Source organism: Halorarum sp. SLYT50 (assembly GCF_059821265.1).
This window is the reverse complement of the sequence record NZ_JCAMRW010000006.1, coordinates 12959-38560: the sequence shown is the minus strand read 5'-3', so window position 1 is coordinate 38560 and position 25602 is coordinate 12959. Positions and strand designations below refer to the sequence as shown.

23 protein-coding genes and 1 pseudogene are annotated in these 25602 nt (G+C 55.8%); 13 read left to right on the top strand and 11 right to left on the bottom strand.

The window, feature by feature from the left end; all coding sequences use genetic code 11:
• Position 1: 1 nt before the first annotated feature.
• Both AC6RUA_RS19855 and AC6RUA_RS19850 read right to left on the bottom strand, forming a co-directional pair.
• Entirely contained in the window at positions 2-301 is a 300-nt protein-coding gene (locus tag AC6RUA_RS19855; protein WP_499816363.1) for a DUF8156 family protein, read from the bottom strand.
• 2 nt (positions 302-303) lie between these two features.
• On the bottom strand, positions 304-1245 hold the full coding sequence (locus AC6RUA_RS19850; RefSeq protein WP_499816362.1) for a hypothetical protein: 942 nt from the start codon (positions 1243-1245) through the stop codon (positions 304-306).
• A gap of 351 nt (positions 1246-1596) precedes the next feature.
• On the opposite strand from AC6RUA_RS19850, the gene AC6RUA_RS19845 reads away from it, so the two are divergent.
• Positions 1597-2286 carry an SOS response-associated peptidase gene (locus AC6RUA_RS19845; protein WP_499816361.1) on the top strand — a complete coding sequence of 230 codons (690 nt, stop codon included), beginning with the start codon at positions 1597-1599 and terminating at the stop codon, positions 2284-2286.
• A 22-nt stretch (positions 2287-2308) separates the two neighbouring features.
• On the opposite strand, the gene AC6RUA_RS19840 is transcribed toward AC6RUA_RS19845, so the two are convergent.
• Together AC6RUA_RS19840 and AC6RUA_RS19835 are read right to left on the bottom strand one after the other, a co-directional pair.
• A complete protein-coding gene (locus tag AC6RUA_RS19840; RefSeq protein WP_499816360.1) occupies positions 2309-3334 on the bottom strand; it encodes a Cdc6/Cdc18 family protein in 1026 nt (341 codons plus the stop codon).
• A 295-nt stretch (positions 3335-3629) separates the two neighbouring features.
• Positions 3630-3974, bottom strand: coding sequence for a TIR domain-containing protein (locus AC6RUA_RS19835; RefSeq protein ID WP_499816359.1), 345 nt, complete (start codon positions 3972-3974; stop codon positions 3630-3632).
• A gap of 233 nt (positions 3975-4207) precedes the next feature.
• Here AC6RUA_RS19835 and AC6RUA_RS19830 point away from each other — a divergent pair, with 233 nt between their 5' ends.
• The 4 genes from AC6RUA_RS19830 to AC6RUA_RS19815 all read left to right on the top strand — a co-directional run bounded on the left by AC6RUA_RS19830 (position 4208) and on the right by AC6RUA_RS19815 (position 10047).
• Complete coding sequence (locus AC6RUA_RS19830) at positions 4208-5146, top strand: TIR domain-containing protein (protein WP_499816358.1); 939 nt, start codon at positions 4208-4210, stop codon at positions 5144-5146.
• Positions 5139-5921, top strand: a complete 783-nt coding sequence (locus AC6RUA_RS19825; protein WP_499816357.1) for a RipA family octameric membrane protein — start codon at positions 5139-5141, stop codon at positions 5919-5921. Before AC6RUA_RS19830 ends, AC6RUA_RS19825 begins: the two co-directional genes overlap by 8 nt.
• Before the next feature lie 8 nt (positions 5922-5929).
• Positions 5930-6151: a DUF8139 family protein gene (locus tag AC6RUA_RS19820; RefSeq protein ID WP_499816356.1), complete on the top strand. Its 222-nt coding sequence runs from the start codon at positions 5930-5932 to the stop codon at positions 6149-6151.
• An 86-nt stretch (positions 6152-6237) separates the two neighbouring features.
• The gene (locus tag AC6RUA_RS19815) at positions 6238-10047 is read left to right on the top strand and encodes a helicase-related protein (RefSeq protein WP_499816355.1); all 3810 of its coding nucleotides are present in this window, start codon (positions 6238-6240) and stop codon (positions 10045-10047) included.
• An 8-nt stretch (positions 10048-10055) separates the two neighbouring features.
• Here the strand turns inward: AC6RUA_RS19815 and AC6RUA_RS19810 are convergent, their stop codons facing one another.
• On the bottom strand, positions 10056-12362 hold the full coding sequence (locus tag AC6RUA_RS19810) for an Eco57I restriction-modification methylase domain-containing protein (RefSeq protein ID WP_499816354.1): 2307 nt from the start codon (positions 12360-12362) through the stop codon (positions 10056-10058).
• Between the two features lie 162 nt (positions 12363-12524).
• Between AC6RUA_RS19810 and AC6RUA_RS19805 the strand changes: the two genes are divergently transcribed.
• Together AC6RUA_RS19805 and AC6RUA_RS19800 are read left to right on the top strand one after the other, a co-directional pair.
• Positions 12525-12908: a hypothetical protein gene (locus tag AC6RUA_RS19805; protein ID WP_499816353.1), complete on the top strand. Its 384-nt coding sequence runs from the start codon at positions 12525-12527 to the stop codon at positions 12906-12908.
• Between the two features lie 161 nt (positions 12909-13069).
• Complete coding sequence (locus AC6RUA_RS19800) at positions 13070-16177, top strand: Eco57I restriction-modification methylase domain-containing protein (RefSeq protein WP_499816352.1); 3108 nt, start codon at positions 13070-13072, stop codon at positions 16175-16177.
• Between the two features lie 48 nt (positions 16178-16225).
• Here the strand turns inward: AC6RUA_RS19800 and AC6RUA_RS19795 are convergent, their stop codons facing one another.
• Entirely contained in the window at positions 16226-16897 is a 672-nt protein-coding gene (locus tag AC6RUA_RS19795) for a tyrosine-type recombinase/integrase (protein ID WP_499816351.1), read from the bottom strand.
• Between the two features lie 219 nt (positions 16898-17116).
• Here AC6RUA_RS19795 and AC6RUA_RS19790 point away from each other — a divergent pair, with 219 nt between their 5' ends.
• Positions 17117-17389, top strand: a complete 273-nt coding sequence (locus AC6RUA_RS19790; RefSeq protein WP_499816350.1) for a hypothetical protein — start codon at positions 17117-17119, stop codon at positions 17387-17389.
• 88 nt (positions 17390-17477) lie between these two features.
• Here the strand turns inward: AC6RUA_RS19790 and AC6RUA_RS19785 are convergent, their stop codons facing one another.
• Together AC6RUA_RS19785 and AC6RUA_RS19780 are read right to left on the bottom strand one after the other, a co-directional pair.
• On the bottom strand, positions 17478-18173 hold the full coding sequence (locus tag AC6RUA_RS19785) for a hypothetical protein (protein WP_499816414.1): 696 nt from the start codon (positions 18171-18173) through the stop codon (positions 17478-17480).
• A pseudogene (locus AC6RUA_RS19780) lies at positions 18170-18843 on the bottom strand (MarR family transcriptional regulator). Before AC6RUA_RS19780 ends, AC6RUA_RS19785 begins: the two are co-directional and overlap by 4 nt.
• A 660-nt stretch (positions 18844-19503) precedes the next feature.
• Here AC6RUA_RS19780 and AC6RUA_RS19775 point away from each other — a divergent pair.
• Positions 19504-20409, top strand: coding sequence for a ParA family protein (locus tag AC6RUA_RS19775; RefSeq protein ID WP_499816349.1), 906 nt, complete (start codon positions 19504-19506; stop codon positions 20407-20409).
• Positions 20409-20954 carry a DUF7970 domain-containing protein gene (locus tag AC6RUA_RS19770; RefSeq protein WP_499816348.1) on the top strand — a complete coding sequence of 182 codons (546 nt, stop codon included), beginning with the start codon at positions 20409-20411 and terminating at the stop codon, positions 20952-20954. The genes AC6RUA_RS19775 and AC6RUA_RS19770 overlap by 1 nt, the downstream gene beginning before the upstream one ends.
• Before the next feature lie 112 nt (positions 20955-21066).
• Here AC6RUA_RS19770 and AC6RUA_RS19765 read toward each other — a convergent pair whose 3' ends face one another.
• Genes AC6RUA_RS19765 through AC6RUA_RS19755 form a run of 3 tightly spaced genes read right to left on the bottom strand, consistent with a single transcriptional unit; the run spans position 21067 to position 23088 of the window.
• Entirely contained in the window at positions 21067-22326 is a 1260-nt protein-coding gene (locus AC6RUA_RS19765; RefSeq protein ID WP_499816347.1) for a site-specific integrase, read from the bottom strand.
• A 2-nt stretch (positions 22327-22328) separates the two neighbouring features.
• Positions 22329-22730 carry a HEPN domain-containing protein gene (locus AC6RUA_RS19760; RefSeq protein ID WP_499816346.1) on the bottom strand — a complete coding sequence of 134 codons (402 nt, stop codon included), beginning with the start codon at positions 22728-22730 and terminating at the stop codon, positions 22329-22331.
• Positions 22723-23088, bottom strand: a complete 366-nt coding sequence (locus AC6RUA_RS19755; RefSeq protein WP_499816345.1) for a nucleotidyltransferase domain-containing protein — start codon at positions 23086-23088, stop codon at positions 22723-22725. Before AC6RUA_RS19755 ends, AC6RUA_RS19760 begins: the two co-directional genes overlap by 8 nt.
• Before the next feature lie 289 nt (positions 23089-23377).
• On the opposite strand from AC6RUA_RS19755, the gene AC6RUA_RS19750 reads away from it, so the two are divergent.
• From AC6RUA_RS19750 to AC6RUA_RS19740, 3 genes are all read left to right on the top strand, one after another.
• The gene (locus AC6RUA_RS19750) at positions 23378-24007 is read left to right on the top strand and encodes a helix-turn-helix domain-containing protein (protein WP_499816344.1); all 630 of its coding nucleotides are present in this window, start codon (positions 23378-23380) and stop codon (positions 24005-24007) included.
• A 7-nt stretch (positions 24008-24014) separates the two neighbouring features.
• Positions 24015-24359, top strand: a complete 345-nt coding sequence (locus AC6RUA_RS19745) for a hypothetical protein (protein ID WP_499816343.1) — start codon at positions 24015-24017, stop codon at positions 24357-24359.
• Positions 24360-24470: 111 nt separating this feature from the next.
• Positions 24471-25601, top strand: a complete 1131-nt coding sequence (locus AC6RUA_RS19740) for a hypothetical protein (protein WP_499816342.1) — start codon at positions 24471-24473, stop codon at positions 25599-25601.
• Position 25602 lies beyond the last annotated feature (1 nt).

Sequence of the window (25602 nt, the reverse complement as noted above, 5' to 3'; positions counted from 1 at the left end):
ACTACTCGTTGCCTTCTTTGATCTCCCGACCACCCTCTGTTTCGAGCGCGGCTTCGAGGTCGTCAAGGCGATCTTGGTGGCTGTCGAGCCGTGCCTCCTGTTCGAGATCGATGCTGAGGAGCGCCGGCAGCAGCGGGTTCTGATGGTTCAACAGCCCGCTCGCGTCGGCGTGCTCGCGAGCATAGGCGAATAGCTGGTCGAACCGGGGTTGGTCGCGACGACGGAGCGCACGCCGGAAGTCCGTCCAGCGCTCCTCGATGGCCCGCAACGCGTCCCGATACGTCGGATTGGTGCGTCCCATCGTTACCGGCCTCCAGCGCTGGTCCAGGCATCGAGCAGTGGGTTCGCGGTGAGCGACGCGGTCGTGCCGTCAGCCGTCACGCCCGTGCCGACGCCGTCGGTGGTCTCGGTCGGGGTGGAGGGCGAGGCCGGTTCCAGCCCGACCTGTTCAGCACGAGCGCCGAGCAACTGCCGCCAGTAGGCGAACGTGGTTTGGTAGTACGCGCCGTCGTCGACAGGATAGACGAGCGTCTCGAACTTCTCGCCGACGAAGCGTGGCCCCATCCGCGTCTGTTCGCACTCCAGATGGTGCTCAGCAATCGTCTCGACCGGCGTTGTGAACTCATCTGGCTTGCTACGGGTGACGAGGACCGGGATATCGTATCCATCGGCGTAGGTTGCGAGTCGGGCTAGCGTTCGCGCTTGGAGTGTCTCAGCGTGAACGTCGCCAAGCGTATCGTCGGCCCGGTACTGCGCGTCGACGGCCGGGGCGACAATGAGGGAGGGGGGATATGGAGCGGGTTCGTCGATATGGCCCGACGACTGCGTCACGCTAGCTTCAGTGGTTGACGGCTGCTGAATGGACTGATTCACCGCTGTAGGGAGGTCACAGACCGCGCCGTAGTGTTGATAGGCAGTGAAGCCGCGAGCGACAGCAATCCGGTCGAGTAATCGCTGGCTGGGGGCGATCTGTGCGAGCGTAGTTGTCGTCGCGTGGCCGTTCGCGTCGACCCAGAAGGCGGGTCCATCGTGCAGTAGCAAGTGATCGAGCACGAGTGACTGGATGATTGGAACACCACGACTCCCGTCGATGTCCAGGAGCGTGATGCCCTCCTCGAGCGAGGGGAGGAAGAGATCGCCGCTGGTCGGCTCGGCACGGTCGACGAGATGCTGGTTACGGTCCGCCCCACGAGTCGGCCGATTGCCTTGCAACCGATTAGACGTCGAAGTCGATTTCTTGGGCATACTCGACTAGATGCCGATTCTGCTGATAAGCCGCGGCGTGTCGCTTCCGCGCTTCAGGAAATCGTGATTGTATAATGCTTACACCGTCCTCGTCTCTGGGTTTTCACGGTTGAATGATGGATTTCCGAGGTCACTTCCGGGATTGACAGACCTCCCTGCAGCCCTTAACCAACAGAGAGGTGAGAAGCAGTCTGCTGTTGGTTAATCTTCGCGGCCATCTCCGTCTACTTCTGTCGAGCATTCTTGCTCGTTCCCTTCGTTTCATTCGTTACCTTCGTTTTCCTTGTTTAACGGGGGAGAAGGACTGCCATCCCCGGTTCGTTGATACCCGTACCTCTCGAATTAGAGTGTATGTGCGGACGCAATTCCCTCTTCGTCGGCCAATCCGATCTTGAGGCACGGTTCAACGCAGAGGTCGTGACCGACGGCGGGTACACGCCGCGATATAATATTGCGCCGGGCGACAAGCTGGAGGTCATCACAAACGAGGCCCCGGACGAGATTGACCAGTATCACTGGGGATTGATTCCCTTCTGGGCAGACGAGGCCGAGGAAGGTATCATCAATGCCCGTTCGGAGACCGCAGCCGAGAAACGCGTGTTCGAGAAGGCGTGGAAATCACGGCCGTGTCTCGTCCTCTCGTCGGGCTTCTACGAGTGGCAGGCACGGAACGGTGGCCCCAAACGACCGTATCGTGTCTATCGCGAAGTCGGCCCGGCGTTCGCGATGGCTGGACTCTGGGAGGTCTGGGAAGGCGACGACGGCACGGTCCCGTGCATGACGATTCTCACCACGGAGCCGAATGACCTGATGCAGTCGATCCACGACCGAATGCCAGTCGTACTTCCTGAAGACGTCGAGACCGAGTGGCTTTCAGCCGGTCCAGACACCCGCAAGGAGCTGTGTCAACCGTACTCGGACAATGACCTGACGGCGTACGAGGTTTCTACGAGAGTCAACAATCCCGGAAACGATGACCCCACAGTGATCGAACCGCTAGAGCACGAACAGTCGGGACTCGGTGAGTTCGGCTCAGACTAATCGCACGCAGTCCCTCGGTTTACTAAACTGCTGACGCGGCCGTCGAATCGACGAGTGAGTACTCTCGGTCCCGGCTTGTCCCCTCGGCCTCCAGGAGGTTGTACTGCGCCATCTTCGAGAGATACGTCCGGACAGTTCGTTTCGTTCGGGGATCATCGACCTCGTCGACGTAGCGGTCGTGAATCTCGCTTGGGCCGAGCGGCCCGTGGTCGCGAACGATATTGTAGACGACCCGCTGATGTGGGGTGAGTGAATCGAGGCTCTTCTGCTTGATCTGGGCCCGTGCGTCCTCGGCCGCATCGAGAAGGATATCGTCGGTGATCAGTTCGTGGTTTTCACGGTCTGCTTTGCTGGCCGCCGTCCGAAGGATGCCAATTGCGAGGCGGGCGTCGCCGGCAGCGGCGTCGGCGATACGATAGAGCTGGTCGTCGGTGATGACATCCTCGTCGAGGCCCCATTTCGCCCGTGCCTGCAAGATGTCGTAGAGCTGTTCGTCGTGGTAGCTGTCCATCCGGACGTGCTCGCTCGAGCGGAGACGACTCACGAGGCGTTCGTCGACCCGGCTGAACAGTTCCTCTTCCTTGTTCGCGATGCAGATGACCGCGAACTGTGGGAGGCTGTGGAGGTCGTAGATGACGCTGGGGTCTTCGAGTTGGTCGGCCTCGTCGAGGATGACCACGGTCCGGGGACCGTCGTGCTGTTGGAGCCGATTCACAAGTTCATCGTGGGGTGTCGACTGGCGGTGAATATCAAGGGTGGCTCCGAGGTCGTCGAGGATCTGGTAGAGCGTCCGGAACCGAGTGTAGTTGCGCCAGCAGTTGACGTAGGTCGCTTCGACGTCAAGAACTTCTTCGCGGAGCCGTTCGGTGACAAACTGCGCGATGCAGGTTTTTCCGGCCCCGCTGGGCCCGGTCACGATGGCGGTGTCGGCGGGCTCGCCGTTCGTGATGGGTTCGAGAACGCTGGAGAGGTGGTTGACTTCGGCGTCGCGATGCTCCACTTCCCGTGGGACGAATCCGGCGCGGAGGACGCGAGCATCGCGAATCATACGGTATTGACAGACTGATTTTCCGCCAAGACTTATAAGCATGACCGGGTCGTTTCCGGAAAGTGGCTATCGTGACTTCTGAGTGTCGTGACGACCGTACGCAGTCAAGCGGTTTCTGTCTATGAAACCGCCTGTTTCCAGAAACTTCCGGGATCAGTCATTAACTCAGTGGGTAAAGACCTGTCCTGACAACCAGTGTCGTCGTCAAGGAATATAGATTTGAGGCTGGCGAGCGGGCTTTCATCGCTGGAGAGGGTCAAACCATCCCTACATAACTGGTGAGCTGCGATCATCTTTAATCGGCCAAATCTCGAATCCCTTCTACCACGCTTTCGGCTTGCCATCCGACGATTTCGTCAGCGTGGTCCTCAACGAAGTTCGGCATCTGCTTGCTCCCATACGGTTTGACGCCGAGAATCGGTGTACTCTCGATTTCAGCCAGAATGACCTCTTTCTTGATCCACTTGCTGTGTGCCACGTACATTCCGCCGAGAATCACGACCACTGTGGCAGGCTTGATTTGGTCTTCTCGGAGAGCGGCTTCTAATTCGTCTTCGGTACTCGCGTCGATCTCATCTACCTCCGGCACTGAGTAGTTTCGGAAGCTGAAGTTGGGGTACTCCCGAAGCAGCTCAACCATTCGATCGTATGGTTCGCTGTGCTCCCAGGAATGCGAGATGAAGAGTCGGTACTCACTACGGCGATTTGATGACGTGATGGAACTATCCCCGAAACTCATGGATATCCCCTTGTGACCGCATTTCAGCTTGAATACTTAGAACTACTGCATTTTGAAATAAGAGACTCACATCGTCCTTCCTTCCCGACGGGAAAGCACTTATAGGATTTACAAATAGAGTCCTCATACGGTACATGTCCGAAGCTCTCTCCTCCCTACTGAAAACCACCTGGGAGGCTGCATTCACTGATATCAGGAATAGCTCACCTTCGGCGTCAGCGATTCGGTTTGTGCCACAATCGGCAGTAAGCGGTGTACCAGCTGGATTCTATCCGGTAGATGGCAACACCATTCTCCCTACCTACAAAGGGAACGATCTTGGTTTCGAATTCACTCTTCGTGAACTCGGACCCGTCTATATCGTCACGAAAGCCGACGACAGCAATGCCGATGTATTGAATCAGTTCCGCAATGGCTCATTTGATACGAGCAAGAATCAGTCCGGAATTGTGCCTACTGACCACTCTCTGGGTGTTAGCTCCTCTGACGACAGCACACAACAAGGGCTTACATCGGGTCAAAAGACTGCTGGTGGCGCTCTGGTCCTCTATGCTGCCTACAAAGGACTTCAGGCGCTAGGTTCCTCTAAGTCGTCGACGGGACAATCCGCCCCCTCGGATAAGGCGACTGGTCCATCCCTATCCCGATTAGCGCGAGCCGCGAATCGGCTTGACGACAAACAGTACAACCTCTTCGTCTCCCATTCCTGGGAACACGGTGAGCACTACGAGCGAATCGTCGAGTTCCTCGATGAGGTTCCTTCATTGGAGTGGCAGAATCACAGCGTTCCATCGACCGATCCGCTTCCGGTGAGTACTGATGAGGCACTCCGGTCCGAACTCCAAAACCAGATGCGGACGGCATCCGTAGTAATTGTTAGTAGTGGGATGTATGGAGCACACAGCAAGTGGATTCCTGAAGAATTGGATCTCGCAGATGAGCTCGGCAAGCCGGTTATCGCGATTGTCCCCGATGGCCAATCAAAGGTGCCGACAAAGATCCAAGAGGTCGCTAATACGCAGGTAGGATGGCGCAAAGCATCACTCGTCGACGCCTTAGCCGAATATGCCTGATTCAGCTGATGAGACTACGGACGAAAGTGAGTCGAATGATACCGAATCTGGTGAGAATACTGAGGACAAAGACACGCCTGAAACGGAGCCGGAACATTCCGAAGAGGTTGCTGGTGGGGAGCCAGACGAACCGGCCGAGGCTGAATCCGTTGAGGAGGGGACGTTAACGAACCTGAACGACAAGGAGATGGATCGCCTGATGGATCAATATATCCACTATGGCGAAGTGGCGATCGAGACCGCAAATCAACGGGTTCAGATGAATCGATTTTTCGGCTTGATCTTGACGTCAATTCTAGCCGGGCTATTCGCACTCGCCCGAGGAAATCTGACGGCTACGAGCGGTGCAATCGTTCTGTTCGCCTCTGGATTCGGCAGTCTGATTTGCTACTTCTGGTACCAGAGTTTACAGTCCTATCGGCGATTGAACAAGGCTCGATATGCCATCTTAAACCAAGTCGAATCAGCCCTCCCTGTCCGAATGTATCTTGATGAATGGCGCTATCTCAAACGGGCAAAGCCCGACCCGGAAATTATTGATCCGCGACCTGATGAAGACCCAGATCACCGATCGCATACGATTGTTGAGCAATGGTTCGTCCGTCTTCTCGCCGCTGGATACCTTACCGTCGGCGGATATGCTGGCGGCTTCAATTTCACTCCTTTCGTCACGGAGGCAGGCTATTCTCTGCCGGCTCCCACAGCAGTCGGGCTAATCGTCGGTGCAGTTGTTATGGTTGGTTCGATAGGTCTATTCTGGATCCAAAGCGGGTGACAGCTACTATGAGACGATTCAACATAGGGGACGACGTACGAATCGACATACCCGACGAAACTGATCCCGATTACGAGCGTCTACACAGCCGTCAAGGAACGGTTGTTGAGGTGATTTCGGACGATGCTGGAACTGTGACCGGCGATGAACGAGAGGGATATCTTTTCCGGGTTGAAATGACCGATGGTGAAACCGTTGACGTTCGGTGGCGAGATCTCCGGCCTGCCTGATTGATTCAAACCAATAAGGTTGACACCCTTCCAGTTCACGGTCACTAAACACTAAGTCAGCGTATTGAATATATCTCGGCATTACGATGCTCTCGCTTCCTCCACTTGTCGATAACGCCAACAGAACATTAGAAGACGCCTACAAGCGGATTATCCCCCAAATCGAGGAGGCTCGTATCGCAACTGGGTACTTCTACCTCTCAGGGTTTGACCTCTACCGAGAAGACCTCGAGAACTTGGCAGACCCTGACGAGCTCGATCACGCTCCGCTTCGGATTTTGATGGGTCGGCAGACGAATCGAGGAACTGCTGACGAAATCGGTGAAGGACAGAATCTTAGAGAGGAGCTCAAACGCGAGGTTAGAGAGAGCATCTCGGAGTTGAACAACGCTCAGATCGGGAGGTTAGACCGGCTACGCGACTTTATCGCGGAAGGCGAGGTGAGCGTCCGTGTGCGCAATCCCGAAAACGGCTACTTCCACGCAAAGGGCGCATCGTTTCGAGCGCCCCTTGCAGACGACGAAAATTGGGGTCAAGATGAAGACGATGACACGCGTCCGTGTGCCACAATCGTCGGTTCTTCGAACTTCACTATGAGCGGACACCAGAACAATATCGAACTGAACCTCACGAGCCAGGATCAACACAAGGCCGAGGCGTTCGAGGAGTGGTACGACAACCAATGGGCGAACGCCGATGAGTTCAGTGAGGAGATAATCCGAATCATTGAGAGCAGCGATGAGTACCAGAACTGGAAGGAACAGCAGGAAGACGAGTCCGAGGAAGAGTCGTCCGTAGAGCTGGGCACGTATCTCGAACCGTTCGAACTCTACAAGCTGCTTTCCTACGATGAACTCAACGGGAACGTCAATATCCGTGATAGCCCGTTGTACTATTTTCAGAAACTCGGGTACGAAAGCGCGAAAGAGAAGCTCTCCCAGTTCAACGGGTGCATCGTTTCCGACTCGGTTGGCCTTGGTAAGTCGTTCATCGGCGGTGAACTCCTCCACGACTACCGCCAACGCGGCGAGCACTGTCTCCTCATCGTCCCGGCTAACCTGACTGATCAGTGGAAGGACCTCCTCCAGAACGACACCGACGAAGACGGCAACCCGTACTTCGGGTTAGAGGTGGACGGTACGCACCTCGACGTGATGAGTATCAGCAAGTTCCAGAATCTATCCTACGACGAGGTGCAGGACCTCAAGGACGAATTCGACGTCCTGCTCATCGACGAGGCCCACCGATTCCGGAACTACGGAAAGTGGCGACCGAACCCGGATTACGATGACGACTACAAGGGGACGCGACGGCACGCGAATCTCAGGCAGTTCCGCGGGAAAACGATGATTATGCTGACCGCGACTCCGATCAACAACAGTGCCACCGACCTGAAGAACCTCATCAGCCTGTTCACCAGTCCGGAAGAACTCCGAAACAAGGCATCCCTCGACTTCGGTGCGTTTGACGAGTACATCGAACTCTCAGAGACGCGCAAACGCATCGCGGCCGGGAAAGAGGACGTGAGCGACGACGAACAGCAAGAAATCACTGAGCAGTTACAGCGGCACTCCTCGGAGATCTCGAACATCCTGAACGAAGTGATGGTTCTTCGGACGCGCAAGCACGTCAAAGACCAGATTCAGGACACGGAGGACTTCGAGATGAGCTTCAAGCCTCCGAAACTCAACAAACAACAGTACTCCCTGCCAGCGGCGTATCAGCCCGTATATCGGATGCTCCCGGACGTGATGGACGCCCTTCACCTGCCTCACATCACAGTCAAGAACCCTAAGGCTGGCAGCACACTGAAAGCACTCTACAAGCTAAATCTCCTCAAGCGACTTGAGTCCTCAACCTACGCGTTCGTCCAATCCATCGAGACGCTCCACCAGAGTGAACGACAGCTTCTCGGACTCCTTGAGAACCTCCCTGAGGGCGAAGACATCGACGTGCTCCGAACCATCCAGAATGGAGATGATTCTGAACTCGGTGACTTCGTTGAAGGAGCGGATGCTGCTGAGGACCTTGAGCAGACACTCGAAGAGTTTGGATTCGACACAACCGCAATCCAGGCGGAAGAGGGAACCAGAGACGGTACTGAAGGAGACGAATTGGCGGACGCCACTATCGGCGAGGTAAGGACGTACATCCGGGAAGATCTCACGCTACTCTCGTACTTCCTCGCGCAGTTCATCGGTGATGTCGCCCGTGACGCTGGTGATGTGAGTGATCACGCTGTCTCAACGCGCCAGTGGCTCGCAGATCACAATGCAGGCGTGCTTCCAGAAGTTCCAGAGGAGGCGATGAATCCAGTTCTCTATCCGAGTAGTGACCTGAGCGACGTCGATCCGGCTACCCACGACTTCTATGAGGCCGTCTTCTCGCTCCGGGAATTCCGTGACCCAAAGATCGATCGGCTCGCAAACCTCCTCAACGACCACAACCAGAAAGTACTCATCTTCACTCAGTATCGGGCGACCGCCGACTACGTCTACCGAACCCTCGTTGAGAACGGGGACTCGCCGCTCACCGAAGCGAACAGTGCCGTCGTCAAAGGCGGTGACGAGAACAAACAAGACGTTATCCAGCGCTTCGCCCCCGAGGCGTCAGGCTACCAGCAAACACTCGCCGAGTCGGGGGATTCAGAGCTACAGTACGTAGTGGCCACTGACACCCTGAGTGAAGGGGTTAATCTCCAGGACGTTCATGTGGTGGTCAATTACGACCTGCCGTGGAACCCGATGCGGATTGTCCAGCGTGTCGGGCGAGTCGACCGGATCGGGAGTACCGCCGAGAAACACGTCCACAACTTCTACCCGGACGGCGACATCGAGGCGGCGATTAAGCTCCTGAAACGCCTGCAGGCAAAAATCAACGATATCGCGCTCATCGTCGGGAAGGAGAACAACATTCTCGATCCGAACGAAGACCAGATTCTCGAAAAGACAGGTGTGGACACGGAGAAGACGATTGGGGAATTACAGGTGGACGAGATTGAGGACTCACTCCAGAAGTCCCGTGAAATTGACGACGTGAATGAACTCGACGACACGAGCAAGAATCCGCTCCTCCGCAACGCTGGGAGTAATGAGCACGCTGCATTCGAGCGGTACCTTCTGAAGCGAGAACTGAACGAGGATTATGATCTGACCGCGGAAGACTTCGAGTACGCTGAGGACTTTTTCGATGATCCGCCCGAAGAGCGGGAATTCCTCTACACGAATGTAACTGACCACGATGCCGGTCCCCGTCCGGGCGTGTTCGCTCTTGCTCACCTCTGGTTCGACGATGATGACCACGAATCCCCGCTTGGTCGCGTCCGTCGTGCTTTCTACTACAAGCCCTTCGCCGACGAGGTCAAAGAGCGGCCCGTGAGTACGCTCAAAATCGACCCTTCAGTTGACGGCGAACCGATCACCGGAACTCCAGATACGGTGTTATCGAATCGTGGTGAGATTCAAGCAGTGCTTGACGAGCGTCTTGAGGTGATTCGAGAAGGCCAGGTTGAGGGAGCTTTCAAACAGGGAGAGGCCTTCTCGAAGGAACAGGAGACGATCCTCGATTTCATCAGTCACTACGTTCAGCCAAATTACGGCGATGACCCGGCTCCTGTCGAAGACTTCGAAACGCTAGGTAAATGGGCTAACGACATCGAAGAGCGGTTGCAGGAGGTAAAGCTGGCGAACACGGATGAAGACCGAATTCTACGGGAGATCTCTCGCCAGAACGAGCAGTATGACTCCTTCCCAGAGTGGCCGACCGCGGAGTTCCTCAGTCAACTTGAGGAGTTCTTGGAAGAGAATGTCGAAGCCTCCACTGAATACCAGACAAAACTGATGGGAGAGAGTGAAGTGCAAGCGAAGCTCGTATGCTGGGGGGTTGTCGGACAGTGATTCGGGAGCTACGGTAGAGGCCCCTTCTGATCCAACAGATCGTATTTCTCGAATACCAGATCGAGGTACTCCTCGTCCATCAGCTTCGGATTCTCAACACGATGGAAGTCATCGAGAACAAACTTCACGTCACGACGTTCCAGGCCATATGCGTGGAATGCGGCCGCGTCGATTTCAGCCTGTAATTCTCTGCGTTCTTGATCTTCTGTCGCTGCCTCGATTCCGCCGAGTCGCTCACGCATCTCAGCAAACTCCTCACCGTAACAGTTCAATCGGGCAGCTCGTTCAGCGATGTAGTGGAACCAGTCATCTCCGTCGGTGAGGCGTGGTAGCTGGGATTCCAATAACTCTCGCTTGACGATGTGCGTCTCGACTTTGGTCCGCATCAGGAAATCGAACGCAATGCTGTTCAGGAGCCCAGTTGCCACGAAGAGTTCCTGATCCGTGAATCGGCGGACGTAGGGTGATCGTAGCGGGGACTCTGTGAGGTGTTCCTCTTCAGGCTCAATAGCGAACGGCTTGAATGTGTTAATGGTGTGGAGACAGATAACGTCCTTCGGAAGTACCGTCGCTATGATCGTCCGCTCGTCTCGGGATCGAGAAACATCCCGAATGCCAATTCGGTACTCGGTACAATCGAGCAGGACGTCATTTTCCTCAAGTCCGTGACCACGGTGTTCTTCGAGCAGTTCATCTACGAATTGAACCTGAGACTTACTCGTCTCTGAACCTCCAAAGGCGTCGTAGATCGCCCGTTTGAGATTACCCCTGTTGAATTTCTTCTCTCGAACACGGGACTGAGCACTATTCGGTGGATCGTACATCCCCCGGCTCCAGTACTGCGGTCCATCTAACGCATCTGTGTGGGTATTATCGTACTGAAACTGGTGGATATTTTTGCCGCCGTAGACGGGATAGTCGGCTTCCTCCGGCGATGTTTGGAGCCTATCCTTATCAGTCGATTCAACGAATTCCTTAGTGAGCATATCAACTGTCCAAGCCTCCTCTAAATCTTCACCCAAGGAAGGCTGCTCAACTACCTTCTCCAAGACGCTTACTTCGATCTGCGAGGTGATGGATGGGAAGATTCCCCCCTCTGGAGAATAACTGACGAGTACGTCGCGCGGAATCTTGACTGCCTCATCTTCGATCAGATAGACTACATCCATATCACGTTGGTTGAATATCCCTCGAAGAGCTGATGTCTTCCCCCCATATTCGAACGTCAGAATCGCGAATCGGTATCTATCGTCGATAGCCTCGAAGATACCCTTATTTTCGAATCCGATGAGGTTCTCTACGTCCGTGTGGTCCAGTAGATGCATTCGGAGGTCTTTCCCCATCACTCCTCCGAATATAGTGCCAGGGAGGAGCAGACTCACCTTCACGCCGTCTCGAGAGAGTCTGAACACGCGCTCCAGAAAGAGAGCAGATAGCTCGTTCTTCGTCGGCATCGTCCGACCGCCCACCACCGGAGATTGGAGCTTGTAGACATCTCCCTGCGTGAAGAAGTCTGCTTGGTTTTCCATCGATTCCTTGTACTCCTCCCACTCCCAGGCAACCTCAGGATTTGAGAGGAGGTCCTCCATCACACCGTCCTTTTCCTCCGAGGGATAGGTGCGGAACTGCTCGTCGTAGCGAATAAAGAAGTCGTCGCGATTCGCGTAGAGCATGTCCCACGGCGGGTTTCCGATGAACACGTCGAATCCACCCTTCTCGAAGACATCGGCGAACTCCAACGGCCAGTGGAACGGCGACCACTCCCGGATCTCCTCGATCGTGATGTCGTCGAAGCCTGCATCTTGGAACTCTCGGCGAAGGATTTCGTCAAACTTGTCGCGGTGTTCCTCTATTCTGTCTTCCGCCTCTTTCCGCCATTGTTGGGCCTTGGAGCTGGTCTCAGCGCTCTTGTGTTTCTTGATGGCCTCTTTAACATCTTCAAAACGGGTTTTCACCTCCCAAGAATCGAGGTCGCTGTTTCCGTCCTCGTTACTCTCGATGTTCGTATCGAGTTGACCGATCAGGCTGTTTCCCTGCCGCACGTTGAAATCGATGTTCGGAAGCGGTTCTACCTCGCTCGGTTCATCTTCGATATCAGCGACCATGGAGAGCCACAGCCTGAGTTTGCAGATCTCAACAGCACCTTCGTCGATATCGACCCCGTACAGATTGTGGAGGATAGCACTCCGCTTAGCGTACAGTGACGAAGAGCCTTTTCCGGACTCGATTTCATCTATCTCATCCCGAGTTCTGGACTCTAACTCCCACCCTTTGCCCTCTCTTTCAAGCCGTTGGAAATACTCAATGCATTGCATCAACTGAGCATCTCGCTATCGGCTGTTTTCGACTTGGTCTACGAATACTAGTGAAATACGAACTGCTTCTCACACTCTATTCAACAAGTGCATTGACCAGTTCAGTCGAAAGTCACCCTCATATCCATCATTTTCATATGAGTAAGGCAACTTTCAGGTGGTATGACTCTCCAGCAGATCACCGCATCCGATATCGCGGGCTGGGACTCTTTACGGGATATCGCGAACTCATTTGAAAAGCGCGGGCTCAAACCACGCCCGAAACTAGGTGACGACAACGAGCTCGTAGTTCAGCTTGATGATGACGAATTCATCGTCATTGTCAATGCGGGCCCCGGCGAGACAGCCACAGACTTCAAACCTGCAAATCGCTCACGACATACCAACCTCGTTGCCACCAATGATTTCGAGACCTTCACTTTCATACGCGAGTCCGAAGCTGGGAGGGGCAGCAGCACGGCCGAATTAAGCATCAAAAGATTTCGTTCTCGAAGGAGCAGTTCACGAGGGATAGCGGAGAGAAGAACACTATTCTCCAGAAACTGAACTCGATCGAGTACGGTTCCTCTGCTGCGATATACGATACGCTCTACGACACGCAACAGGTCGTCAAGGAGTTCTATGAACAGTTTGAGGAACTCCGGACAGATCTCATTCAAGAGGTCACGGGCATTCCCGACGATCGTGGTGATGCGAAGCAACGATATGTGCAGGTCATTCTTGACCGGATGATCTTCCTATACTTCATCCAAGAAAAGCGCCTCCTTGATCGGAACCCGAACTACCTTCACGAACAGCCGAATGAAGTTGTTGACGAGGGTGGTGACCACTACGAAGAGTTCTACGAACCACTCTTCTTCGAATACCTCGCAGAAGACAAGCAGAACCCTGACTTCGGTAGTCTACCGTACCTGAACGGTGGCTTGTTCGCAAGGAATCCTGTCGAAGAGGAGTTCCGGGACGCGAAGTTAGGTGGCCCTGCCGAGGAAACGAACGAGTTCTTCGACGATATCCTCGACTTCCTCTCCGACTGGAACTGGAACGTAGACGAACGACTCGACATCGTCGATCCCAAGAACCTCTCCCCAGCGATCTTGGGCCACATCTTCGAGCAAACGGTCAATCAGAAGGAGATGGGGGCGTACTACACACCGGAAGAGATCACGGGGTTCATGGCCCGTCGGACGATCCATCCGTATCTGCTCGATCAACTCAACGAGGCTGTGGACGCGGACTACGACGATATCGACAATGTGTTCGGATTCCCCGTGCCCGAGGCAGATAGTAGGGCAGAAGCTGTTGCCGATGGCGGAACTATAACTCAGCAAGTTCCAACGGAAAACGTTCAGACCAGCCATGTGGAGACTCTCTACCACGATATTCTGAAGGAAGCGCACATTCTCGATCCCGCCGTAGGAAGTGGCGCCTTCCTGCTCGCCGCACAGGAAGTGCTGATGGACCTATATATGCAATGCATTGAGTATTTCCAACGGCTCGAATCCGAAGGAAAAGGTTGGGAGTTGGAGAGTCGTAGCCGTGAAGAATTAGAGAGTATTGAAGAGGGGCATGGTGGGGAGTCGCTATTCGCAAAACGGTCTATCATTCTTAACAATCTCTACGGTGTTGATATCGAGGAAGGGGCAGTTGAGATCTGTAAACTGCGCTTGTGGCTCTCGATGGTGGCAGACATTGAAGACGAGCCGAGCGAGGTCGAGCCGCTCCCGAACATCGATTTCAACATTCGCCAAGGCAACTCACTGATAGGGTTCACCGAACTCCAAGAAGTCGCACGGGAGGACGCCGGCGATGCGTCGCTGTCGAATTGGGGTGTCGGAACTGCGGTCAAAGATCTTTATGAGGATGTCATTCGTGAGCAAGATCGTCACCGGACCGCGGAATCAGCACGCGAAGCCCAGAACGCACGCAAGATGGCTGAGCGGAAAATCGATACACACAGCGAGGACCTCAACGAGAAAATCCGAGATGAATTCAACGCACTCGTTGATGAGGACATTTCTATTGAGGAATTGTGGGAGTTCTCTCCGTTCCATTGGGTGCTGGAGTTCGCGACCGTCTATCGGGAAGGTGGGTTCGACGTCATCATCGGTAACCCGCCATGGGATGAGTTGAAGCCGTACCGGACGGACTTCTTTCCGAAGCACGATACTGAGTATCGGAGCCGCCCGCCAAGCGAGAAAGACGAGAAGGTCGAAGAACTCTTAGAGGACCCTGAAATCGCTGCCGGATGGGAGAAGTTTCAGCGTGACAAAGAACGGCAGGCGACCTATATCAACCAGAGTGGAGAGTATGAGTACCAGACGCCAAGCGTTGAGGGGCAACAGGTCGCACGAACGAACGACCTATCGCTGCTGTTCTTCGAGCGGGTGTATGATATCGTCAGAGATGGCGGTTACGTCTCACAGCTACTCCCTGGTCCGTTCTTCAATGCCGCTGCTGGGAAGGATTTGCGAGTACATGCCTTAGAAGAGTCCGAGATTCAGAATATCGTCGGGTTTGAAAACCGAGGTATCTTTTCCGCCATTGATACTAGATACAATTTCGGCATCGTTACCCTTCGAACTGAGGGGAGCACTGATACTGTCCGCGGTATCTTCCATCAGACATCCGTTGACGTTCTTCGGTCGATTGACGATGTAGCTCTGGAAATCCCAGCGCGAATCCTCAAGGAGTATTCCCCCGGAGCTCGGATCTTCCCCAACATCGAGGAACAAGAAGAGGTCTCGGTGCTGGATAAGGTTCTCCAGGCACCACCGCTGGCAACAGAAATTGAAGATGCGTGGCGTACTGTCCTTTACAAGGAACTGGACCGGGGACGAGACCGTGACCGATTCATCGAGGATGAATCTGAATGCGACTATCCGGTCTATCAGGGAAAGAACGTTTACCAGTTTTGCTACGACCCGACGTACGTTGACAATCTTGAATCGATCTCGCTGTGGAGTGTCGAGGAGGACAACGAGGAGTTGAGTGCTAAGTACCGAGTCCGGGAGAAGAACTTCCGCGCCCGTGACGATGCAATCAGCCTCAAGAAGGCGATCTACAATACGTTCGCTGACGATCCAGAATTCAGCCATATCAGCTCCAGCTCACAGAAGCAATTCGTGAACCAGTTGCTAACGGAGGAGTTCGACCGTCCCGAACTCTCGATGGAGGATATCCGACTCCACAGTTCCGAATATCGGCTTGTGCTCCGCGAGGTCGCCCGTGCGACGGACGAACGCACACTCATTGCGGCTGTAATCCCGCCGGGTGGAGTCGTCGTCCACACGCTGTACACGGTTCGGCCGTTCGAGGCGAACCCTACCAAGGACGATCTTTCGGAGTTCCCAATGCACAGCGCATACGACTGTGTCTTCACTGACAAGGAGCTTTTCGTCGCGCTCGGGCTGATCAACAGTGTCCCGTTTGACTTCTTGATGCGGACGAAGGTTGATTCACACGCTTCGAAGTACAAATTTGAGGAGTCACAGGCTCCCCGCCTCACTGACGGAGACGACTGGTTCCACTACATCGCCGATCGTGCGGCGAAGCTCAACTGCTACGGTGAGGAGTTCGCTGAGATGCGTGAGCGACTCGGCGGAATCGAACCGGCGACGGATATGGAGACTCGGCGTGAACTACAGGCAGAGGTCGATGCGGCCGCGTTCCATGCGTACGGGCTGGATGAGGAGGAAATGCAGTTCGTTCTTGATGACTTCCACCGCGTGTCGAATCCGCGAATTATGACGGAGGCGTACTTCGAGAAGGTAGCGGAGAAATACATGCACTTGGAAGATGCAGGACCGATGGAATAGTTTCTGAACTAACGCTGTGCTAGTTCTCGAGCGTCAGTGAATTCGGCTCTACTGATGAATACTATCAAGTGCCCGTCTAGTCATCGCCCCATCAACGTTCAGGTATTGGCGCGCAGTCGTGATATCTTCCCATCCGAACATGGCACGGAGTGCGGGAAGATCCAAGCCTCTTCCAGCATGATACGACGCTGCTGTGGCACGTAGTCCGTGTAACGAGGTTGCGTCGTCGGACAGTTCTGGAGACAGCTTAAGGGCAGTATCCAGCCGCCGCTGTAAGGTCGAGAACGAATATGGCCAGCCACCATGTTCGTCAAGTAGTAACTCAATCGCGATTCGGACTCGATACGAGAAATGGTACGGTACTGTTCGAGACGCGGCTTCTGTTTTCGGGAGCCAATAGCGATCCGCAAAACTCTGGAATTCTTTATCGGGACTGTGATTCATTCGTTGTTTCACCGCTTGACGACAGTATCCACAGATACCACCGTCACGTCCCTTTGTGCAATCCTGCTGTGCAGGGATTTGAATCATCTGTCGCTCTAGATCAATCCACGACGTCGACAGATGTGTCGTTTCTCCTGGTCGAAGTCCAAGACGTCCCCCGATGAGGATAGCCGCTCGAGTTTCGAGACGTCGTTGCGTATCTGTTATTCGCCCCGCTCCTTCTAACAATAGTTCGAACTCGCGTTCGCTAAGGGCCCTTTCTCGTGTTGCTACCATACCTGTCGCTGTCTGTCGATACAAAGATAATCCGACTCTTATTCGAATTACACTGCGATACGGTCAAAACATCGCCAATTATCGAGTTGGACTTTTTCTCGATAAACCATTGGTGCTGAGAAGGCTCCGTTCGAGCTTGTCTGATGGAGGTGGTTCAGAAAGTCACGTCTTCTCCACTCGTTCGCGATGGCACAACCTTCCAAGGTCGAAATTCAATCTATGACAAAGGAACCAATTGAGGTTCTCGACGACCTGGCCGACCAGGTCGCCGCAGAGTTCGAGGCGTATAGACAACCGGACGAGTTCAAGGATGTCTCCCTCGTGATTGAAAACAGCGACGAGGAGCGTCCGACGCTGATCGTTCACGTCGATAGGGAGGATGCGGAGTCCCTTGTCAACCGTATTGATGAAATCCTTCGCGAGCACGGTGCTCGAACTGAACGGGAACGACACTCAGATACGGACGTCCGCGTGTTAGCGACGGTCGACTGATACCGTTCCCTCCAATTTTTTGAACCGCTGCAAGCTCCGGTGAATGTGTTCGTATCTTTGTTTTTGACTAACGAGCCTCCAACCGCGGTCAGCTCAGTTGGTCAACCTGCGAAGACAGGTACCCTTCGAGGGCGGTGACCGTCTCTTCTGAGATAGCTGATGCCCCGAAGTCACTCCGATACCCGTGCTTGAGTTCTTCGCTCTCTAAAATCTCCAGTCCACGCTCAAGTTGCTCCCGCAGCGCATCTTCATCCCCTCGCCGCAGGCGGGGGGTGACAGCATCGAGGTCGATCTCTTCTGCGACCGCCAGGACGTCTCGAAGGTCTGTTTCGCGGCCGCTGTGGAGCTTTGCCGCCACGAGTACCGCCCCATCGATGACTCTGGCCGTCGTCGTTACTGTTCCGCCGCTAACCTCCTGCTGGTGGCTGTGGTCGTATAGGTAGTCGAACGACCACTGTGCCTCAGTCTGGCGACAACCGAGTCCGTTTACCAGCAGATCGAAGCCGATCGGCTGCTGGGGCGTGAGCCGTTTCTCGTACTCGATACCTTCGGTGTCGTAGAACCAATCCTTAGCGTGGCTGTCTATTTCCTCGAAGCCCCGCTGTTCGAGGAACTCGACGAACTCGGCCTTGGAGTCCGGCGCGACGACGATATCGAGGTCCGTTGAGAAGCGAGCATTGAACGTAGTGACAGCGTCTCCGCCGACAAGGACGTACTCGTGTCTCTCCTGAGTGAGTTCATCGAGCAGCTCGATGAGTGCATCACTCCGGTTGTGGAGATTTATGTCTGCGCTCGTTCCGTCTCCCGGTAGCTGACGCCGAGGTCGAGGTCGTCGTACATCCGGTTGAGCATCGCGAGCGTCGACTGGAACTGGGCATAGTTCTCGTGCAGGTACTCGATCGTCTCTGCTCTCGGGATCACCGGGTAGCCTTCGACGAGTTCGATTTCGAGTAACGGTTGTGGATCGAGGACGGTCTGCAGTGGCCCATCCAGTTCGTCGCGGGGCTGACGCTCGAATGCGGTTGGGAGGTCGAACGAATTGAAGAACGTTCCCAGGCGTCGACGTCCTGCTCGCTAACGGCGAGGAACAATGGATAGGCCTCGGGGTCGCGGCTGACCTAGTAGCCGCCCTTTGACCACACGTAGGCGGCGTCGATCCGAGTGAACACGACCGGCCAGTCACCGAACTGCGGAATGACGTACGCTTCGTCGATAGTCGGCGGACTGACGCCGGTGCTTGCGGCCACTAGTTCGTGTGCTGCGTCTCGTACACGGTCATCCGTGGTGGAGAGGCCGTTATCGTACTCGATGTAACCTGCGTCTTCAAGCCGATTGACCGCCTGTCGAACCGTCTCGTAAGGCGTGTGGAGGTGCTGAGCAACACGGCGGATTGAGTCGCCACTCTCGAGAGCTCGGAGAACCCGCGCTGCCGTGTCATCCAGAACCTCGTACATCTCGTAGTTACCAATATTCTGGGAACAATTGAAAACCTTATTGGAGGGGAATTTTAGAGTATGCCTGACGCTGTTCCAAACCTCCACTCTGAACTACTGCGTCACTTTCGCAACCGCGATGGTATAGTGATATATGGTTCATTTAGGTCCTGCCACCTTCGAAGTGCGATACGCCCGACGTAATGGGATAGCAAACACGATGAATATCTCAGCATCTTCTTAGAGATGCTCGTATCACTACACCATCATCGAAAGTCCGTTCAAGATCGCTCATTAAGATAATCCATCAACCTAATGTTTGTACCTAATGTAGAAACATAATTCTGGTGATACTGGATTTCTCCAAAGAACTCCAGTTGAACGTCCAGAGGGTGGTCTCACCCATACCACGGCATAACTCAGGGTTCAAATTCTCACTAATGAGTTTATCGGCTAACCAATGTACATAACTGACCCATCTAATCCATGTACCTAATATAGTGACGTAACGCCGGGTCGGATGGAATATGGGGCTGTCAGGTGCATGCATTACGACAATACCTCATCGGGATGGGTGGGATGGATAGATTAGGCGAATGGATTAGATAGATAGATTAGGCGGGTGAGTTAGGCGGATGTCTGACGCATCTTTATGATGTGGACGACCAATCTGGGGAACATATGCCCATCACTTACACGGTCTATTCGGAATCTGGCGGTATCCACAAAACCACGTGGACCGCCAACCTCGCAGAGGCACATGCCCGTCAGGGATTCGACGTGCTCGTAATCGATCTCGACCATCAAGCTGCTAACCTCACGTACCTCTTCGATGTCGAGGAAGGCCGCGACGACCCCGACGCGGACAACCTTGTCAGACACGTTCTGGGGCGTCCGAGTGGGTCATTCGAGGATCTCATCCACAGTACCGACGAAGGCATCGACGTTCTCCCCGCCCACGACATGCTCGAGGAATTTACCGAACTCCTCCTCCAGCGAGAACGGTTTGAAGAGAATATGGGTGACAGCTTCAATCGCTACGAACAGCTCTATAAGATCCTCTGGGACGAGAACAACGTCCAAGAGAACTATGACGTCGTCATCGTGGATCCGAATGCACGTGCCGAAATCATGCTCTACAACGCCATCTACGCCACCCGAACACTGGTCGCCCCAAGCAAACCTGCCGGCAAGGGCAACAAGAGCCTCGACGGCCTCAGCGGCCTTCTCGAGAGCATGAGCGAGAATCTCAACATCGACGTCGGCGTCGCCGCCGTCATCCTCTCTGGCGTCGGAAACACGAGTACTCACCGCCGATACGTCGAACAAATGGAGGACGAGTACGGCGTCGCCGCCGCGATGGGCAAGCGTGAGAGCATGATGGACGAAATGTGGGACGCACAGGGCACCGCGTTCAAAGTCGTCGAGGAAGGCTGGCAGAACGGGGAGAAAGGAGCCCGCCGCCTCCGTGAGCGCGAGATCGAATCGCTTGAAACCATCCTCGAGATCGCCGATCACCTCGCAGCAGAATTCGGCATTGAACCACCGGAAGAACCTACCGTGGATGTCGAAGAGGTGGTCTCGTAATGGGCGGCCTCAAGAAGGGCACCGGCTCGCTCAACTTCGAGGACGAAGAATCCACGGAGGAGAAGGCTGGAGATGACCACAAGCAAGGTCAAGAATCGGAGGCTGAGGGAGAAACCGAGTCGGGAGCGGAGACCGTTGACGCGTCGGCGACTGAGCAAAAACAAGACCACGAGCCTACCTCACCACAGGACCAAGGTACGGATTCTACCCCGAAAACCGAGCCAGGGACGGATACAAACCCGACCACGGCCGACGATCACGCGCCACAGTCACCCGATATCGACGTGGACAATCTCCCCTACCTTGTGCAGCGACAGATGCGCGGTGCATCAGTGAACGCTGATCGGACAAACCAACTCCTCCTCGAAGTCCGTCAATTCGTCAAAGAGAACGAGGACACGTTCCTACATGATCTGCAAGACCTCGTCGACGGTCCGGTCTACAAGGGTGACGCTCGCGAAGCTGCGATGATCGTTGCCCACGAGAACCCAGAGTTGGTGGCTGAGAAGCTCCGCGAATGGGGCATTCAATATCTCGACAAGTAGGCCACAACAATCCTTGACGACCGGTTTCTCGTGGGAGTCGACCGTAGTGAACTACTCGGTGACCGGCATCAACAGTCTCGAAGGTCGACGAGAGACATTTGGGTTTCAACTTCTAGAGGAATTCGTCGAAAATCGAAGCAAGTTCATCCTGTACGAGGTCGCGCATCGCGTCGGCGCGTGCCTGTCGTCGCGTCCGTTCGTCGAGGTAGTTTCGTTCCGATACTGAGGCATCCCGACTCCCCTGCGAGGCCGCGACCGCCGCCGTCCCCGCCTCGATGCTCGGGCGCTGCTGGCGGTAGAGCCGATACCAGGTGCGTCGTCCCATCTTCGGGAGGGGGTGGCCGCCGGCGATCTGGACGTCAGCGCGCTCACCGAGGTCGCGAAACCATCGGCGCGCCGTCTCCGTCGACATGGGGCTCCCGATTGACTGCCCGGGGAGCAGGTAGCCCGTCCAGTCGTCGTGTTCACCGAGGAGGTCGATACGCTCCCGGATGGCGTCGACGCCGACGAGGAGTTCGACCGTGTTCCTGGTACGTCGCGCGTTCTTGCGCTGGCCAGCCTCGAACTCGATGTAGGGAACGTCGCCGTCGTCGGGGTCGAGCACCAGCTGGTTCACGTGCAGTTCGCACGCCTCGACGGGCCGGAGCCCCCACCCGGCGAGCGCGAGCAGGAGGAAACATTCGTCGTCGTCGCCGGCGGCGAGCAGCGCGGCAAGGTCCTCGCGACCGAGGGCGGGATGGTCGTATCGCGGGTCTTCATCCCACCCGAAGCGGTTCAGGAGGTTCTCGGCCGGGTTGTAGAGGCCGCGCCCCATCTCTTCGAGGAACGTGTACCAGTTCTTGACCGCCGAGACGTACTTCTTCTTCGAGGCAAGCGTCCCAAGCTCCTCGTCGAGGACGCGGAACGTATCCCGGACGCGTGCGATCTCGTCCGGCTTCGCTGTCTCGTCCAGTAACGGCGAGAGAAGGTCACCCGTGCCGTTGACGTCTCGGTAGGTCGTGACGTAGGTTTTCAGCCGTGAGCGGCGGGGGCCGACCGTGGTCGCGGCGCGCCCGCGGTCGCGCTCAAGTTCTTCGAGGTAGTCTTCGAGCCCCCGGATAGTTGGTTCGTGGCAGATTACCCATGCGTCGTCCGTCTCATCGGGATTCGGCGGGAGGCCGACGGCGTCGTAGAATTCGCCGGGGGAGAGGTCGTGGTCGCGACGGAGGCGTTCGACAAATCCTGAATAGTTGCTCTTGAGCCATGCGTAGGTCGGGGTGTCGCAGTCAGGATCGGTGTCGACGTCGGGGTCGGCGCGGAGTGCCGGGGCGATTTTCTCTTGATAGAACTGCTTGAAGTCTTCGAGGGTGTCGAAGCGGGCGTAGGTCGACATCGTTAGTCGGTACTCGAGCAGAGAGACTCCATCTCGGAGACGAATTGGCGAGTTCGCGCGAGGAGAGTATCGACGTCCTCGTCGATTGTTCCATAGCCGTAGTCGGCCTGCTGGCGGAGTTCTCCAAGATCGTTCAGAAAGCGGCCGTCCGTACGCGATGCGTCGCCCTCACCGACGATTTCGGACCCAAACAGGGTGAGAACGCCGCCGTGAGTTGTGGGGTCGTGCCCTCGGTCGTAGAGCGCAGCTTGCGCAGCGTGGAAGCAGGCGTAGTACAGACGGTTGACGACGACCGCGTCAGAGAGATTCGCGTCCCGTGCGCCTTCGGCATCCGAGAGCGCCTGTCGGGCTTGTCGGAGTTGATCTTCGACTGCGGCTTCACCGGGTGCCTCGTCGTCAGGCATACGAGCGGCCCTCTCTGAGGACGTTCCGCACGAACGGATTCCCCTCTCGCTGGTAGCGTTTGAACGTCGGTTCATCCAGCATGTGGAGTTCGACGAGCGGCCCATACTCGAGCATCACGTCGTACGCGATGTCGCGGAGGGAGTCGGCGAGAGCGTCTCGGTCGGGGCTGTCCGGGAGAACGATGAGGACATCGACATCGCTTGACCGACCGTTCGCTTCGCCACGGACGGTTGACCCAAAGACATACAGTTCGACGATCTCATCGCCGTGCTGGGACCGCGCTCGGTCGACGAACGCCTCCGCTGCGTCGCTGTGAGCCTCAGCGGAGAGTGGTTCGGGCGCGGTCTCGTCGCTCATGTGCGGCGGTACGTGCTTGAGAGTCATTTAAATTTCCCCGAGCGGGCGGTGCTGTACCGGCGAAGAAGGTCGCTCGCTTCGTGCTGTGGTGATTCTGAGTTCATTGTTTTCGGTGGATAGAGCGATACAGTCAGTTCTCTTAGTGTTTGTGGTGTGGGGTTGTCCCGCCCAGACAACCAGACAACACATCATACAGACCAATTCCCCCGGAAAGTTCGTAAACCACTTATTGCTATATAAATTAGCGGACGACCGAAACACTTTACGCATTCCAAGAAACTCGTAAAGTATGGCGAAAAGCCCTGCCGCGGACGATATTATTGAATACGGAACCCTCATTGAGAACATCATTGGCGTCGGAAACCTCCTCACAACTCCTCGATTGGCCCATATCTGGTTCACCCTCCACATCGAAGAGAACATCAAACGCAACGCAGAGGGAACGAACTTCCTTGAAGCAGGCGGGCTCACCGTACAGGAACTCGTCGATCACACCGACATTCCACAGACCACGCTCTACGAGGACCTCCGTGATCTTGAGGAGTTCGGAGCGATCATCGTCGAATCCGACGAGCAGCCCCGGACCTACTCCGCAACGTTCCTCGAAGTCCTCGCCGAGAACCCGATGTTGACGATGGACGACTCCGTCTTCGTCACCCCCGCCCTCATCGGGGCCATCGGCTACGGTTACATCGACGACAACGTCGAGATATTCCTCGGTCGCCACGGCTACGGCGCGTTCTACCTCTGCATGGAGGTCTACACGAGCATCGCCCGCGGCGATACCCCCGAGGAGCACTTCGCCGACCTCTTGCCCGAGGTCCCTGAGAGCGACCTCGCAATGATTAAACCCGCACTCGAACACGCTCTCCGCGAGCTTACGCGCGACCCGAGTCACGGCGCGGAGTACGACATCTAACAGACTGATGAGCTGGGAAGAATTGAACGATCCTCCCCAGTGGGTCAAGGACGTCTACGAGAAGGACGGCTGGCAGTTGAAAGACCCCGGCGACCATCTCATCGTAACTGGGGACACCTACGTCTACAAGATGGAGTTCATGGAGTCGTACGCTCGGCAGCTGAAGTCGAACTACTACGACACGACGCGGAACAAGGGGACGTGTCCGAATTGCCAGTCGTATGTTCGTCGCTTCGAAGACGACCGCTTTCTCACCTGCCATCGGTGCGGCTGGGTCGTCGGCCTTCCTATCCTCCGCTGGCTCCGTTACCCCTCCTGGATCGATCACGCCGTCAACCAACTCCGGAAGTAGTCCTCACCCGGAGCGGCGAGGCGATACTCGCTGGTCGGGACGGGATACCGATCTGAAATAAGAGGCGAGGACAACGCTAACGAATCTCCCGTAATATCGTTCTCGTAAGAAATGCCAGCAACGGATTTGGAGATCGCCCTTGAGAAGGTGGACGCCGGGACGTTCGAGAAGCTCGCCGCGGACATCCTGAGCGAGCGCGGATACGACGTCTCTCCCACCGAAGGAACCGGTGCAGATGGCGGACGCGATGCGGACCTCCGGCGGGGTGACGAGACTGGCGTCGCCCACTTCACCACGCGGAATGACTGGAAACAGAAACTCCGAACTGACGCCAAGAAGACGGTCAACCGGGATCTCGACCGTGACTTCGTCGTGTTCGTGATAAACCAGCTTCCGGAACCGCCGCGTGTTGTCGACGAAGCCCGAGACCGACTCCAAGAGAAGTTCGGCTTTCCCGTCACAATCCTCACGCGAGCCGACCTCCGCACACAGCTGACTACCCGCAACCCATATCTTGCCGAAGAGCACCTCGGCATCGACGCCGCGAAGCCCACGACTGACCCAATTGAGGAGATGGAGACGCTCAAGGACGAACGCCTCTCGATGATCGAGGCGCGGTCGAACTCTCTCCCGAATGCGCTTCCACGCGGCCCCTGTGCAGTCCTCCATCTGTTCCCGGTCGGGATGTTCAGTACAGACTACGGCGTTCCTCCATCCGAGCTACCGTCGCCGCCGTTCTTCGGGGGTGGACGAAGCTATCGAACCGGAAAACCAGCTGGCGACGGCGTCGTATCTATTAACAGTCGATTTCAGGAGGAGCACCCGGAGTACGTGTTTCTGGCCGAAGACGGCTACATCGAGGCCGTCACCACCCTCACGTTCGAGCAGACTACCGTGGATGCGTTCACACCTATCGAACCGAATCACGTTGATCCTGAGGTTGGGAAATATCTGATGCAGACTGTGCCGGGGTCACTTAATGCACTGGCTGAACTGGGGGCACAGCCGCCCGTGTACGCGTTCGTCACGCTCCTCGGAGTTGAAGACTACCAGTTCCCCACGTCGATTGCTGGGGCCTCGCTGGGCGTATCACTCCGACCATTTAGCGAGCGCGAAGAACCGAAACACTGCATTCTCGAAACGATGGAAGATGACGGAACCGGATTGCGGCCGAGTCTGGACCGACTTTGGCAACGCGCCGGTCGACAGAACGGGTCCCCACACTTCCCGAACGATTCCTGAC

Coding starts and splice junctions, on each gene's coding strand:
- AC6RUA_RS19855 (WP_499816363.1), bottom strand. CDS start 301: ATGGGACGCACCAATCCGACGTATCGGGACGCGTTGCGGGCCATCGAG.
- AC6RUA_RS19850 (WP_499816362.1), bottom strand. CDS start 1,245: ATGCCCAAGAAATCGACTTCGACGTCTAATCGGTTGCAAGGCAATCGG.
- AC6RUA_RS19845 (WP_499816361.1), top strand. CDS start 1,597: ATGTGCGGACGCAATTCCCTCTTCGTCGGCCAATCCGATCTTGAGGCA.
- AC6RUA_RS19840 (WP_499816360.1), bottom strand. CDS start 3,334: ATGATTCGCGATGCTCGCGTCCTCCGCGCCGGATTCGTCCCACGGGAA.
- AC6RUA_RS19835 (WP_499816359.1), bottom strand. CDS start 3,974: ATGGTTGAGCTGCTTCGGGAGTACCCCAACTTCAGCTTCCGAAACTAC.
- AC6RUA_RS19830 (WP_499816358.1), top strand. CDS start 4,208: ATGTCCGAAGCTCTCTCCTCCCTACTGAAAACCACCTGGGAGGCTGCA.
- AC6RUA_RS19825 (WP_499816357.1), top strand. CDS start 5,139: ATGCCTGATTCAGCTGATGAGACTACGGACGAAAGTGAGTCGAATGAT.
- AC6RUA_RS19820 (WP_499816356.1), top strand. CDS start 5,930: ATGAGACGATTCAACATAGGGGACGACGTACGAATCGACATACCCGAC.
- AC6RUA_RS19815 (WP_499816355.1), top strand. CDS start 6,238: ATGCTCTCGCTTCCTCCACTTGTCGATAACGCCAACAGAACATTAGAA.
- AC6RUA_RS19810 (WP_499816354.1), bottom strand. CDS start 12,362: ATGCAATGCATTGAGTATTTCCAACGGCTTGAAAGAGAGGGCAAAGGG.
- AC6RUA_RS19805 (WP_499816353.1), top strand. CDS start 12,525: ATGACTCTCCAGCAGATCACCGCATCCGATATCGCGGGCTGGGACTCT.
- AC6RUA_RS19795 (WP_499816351.1), bottom strand. CDS start 16,897: ATGGTAGCAACACGAGAAAGGGCCCTTAGCGAACGCGAGTTCGAACTA.
- AC6RUA_RS19790 (WP_499816350.1), top strand. CDS start 17,117: ATGACAAAGGAACCAATTGAGGTTCTCGACGACCTGGCCGACCAGGTC.
- AC6RUA_RS19775 (WP_499816349.1), top strand. CDS start 19,504: ATGCCCATCACTTACACGGTCTATTCGGAATCTGGCGGTATCCACAAA.
- AC6RUA_RS19770 (WP_499816348.1), top strand. CDS start 20,409: ATGGGCGGCCTCAAGAAGGGCACCGGCTCGCTCAACTTCGAGGACGAA.
- AC6RUA_RS19765 (WP_499816347.1), bottom strand. CDS start 22,326: ATGTCGACCTACGCCCGCTTCGACACCCTCGAAGACTTCAAGCAGTTC.
- AC6RUA_RS19760 (WP_499816346.1), bottom strand. CDS start 22,730: ATGCCTGACGACGAGGCACCCGGTGAAGCCGCAGTCGAAGATCAACTC.
- AC6RUA_RS19755 (WP_499816345.1), bottom strand. CDS start 23,088: ATGAGCGACGAGACCGCGCCCGAACCACTCTCCGCTGAGGCTCACAGC.
- AC6RUA_RS19750 (WP_499816344.1), top strand. CDS start 23,378: ATGGCGAAAAGCCCTGCCGCGGACGATATTATTGAATACGGAACCCTC.
- AC6RUA_RS19745 (WP_499816343.1), top strand. CDS start 24,015: ATGAGCTGGGAAGAATTGAACGATCCTCCCCAGTGGGTCAAGGACGTC.
- AC6RUA_RS19740 (WP_499816342.1), top strand. CDS start 24,471: ATGCCAGCAACGGATTTGGAGATCGCCCTTGAGAAGGTGGACGCCGGG.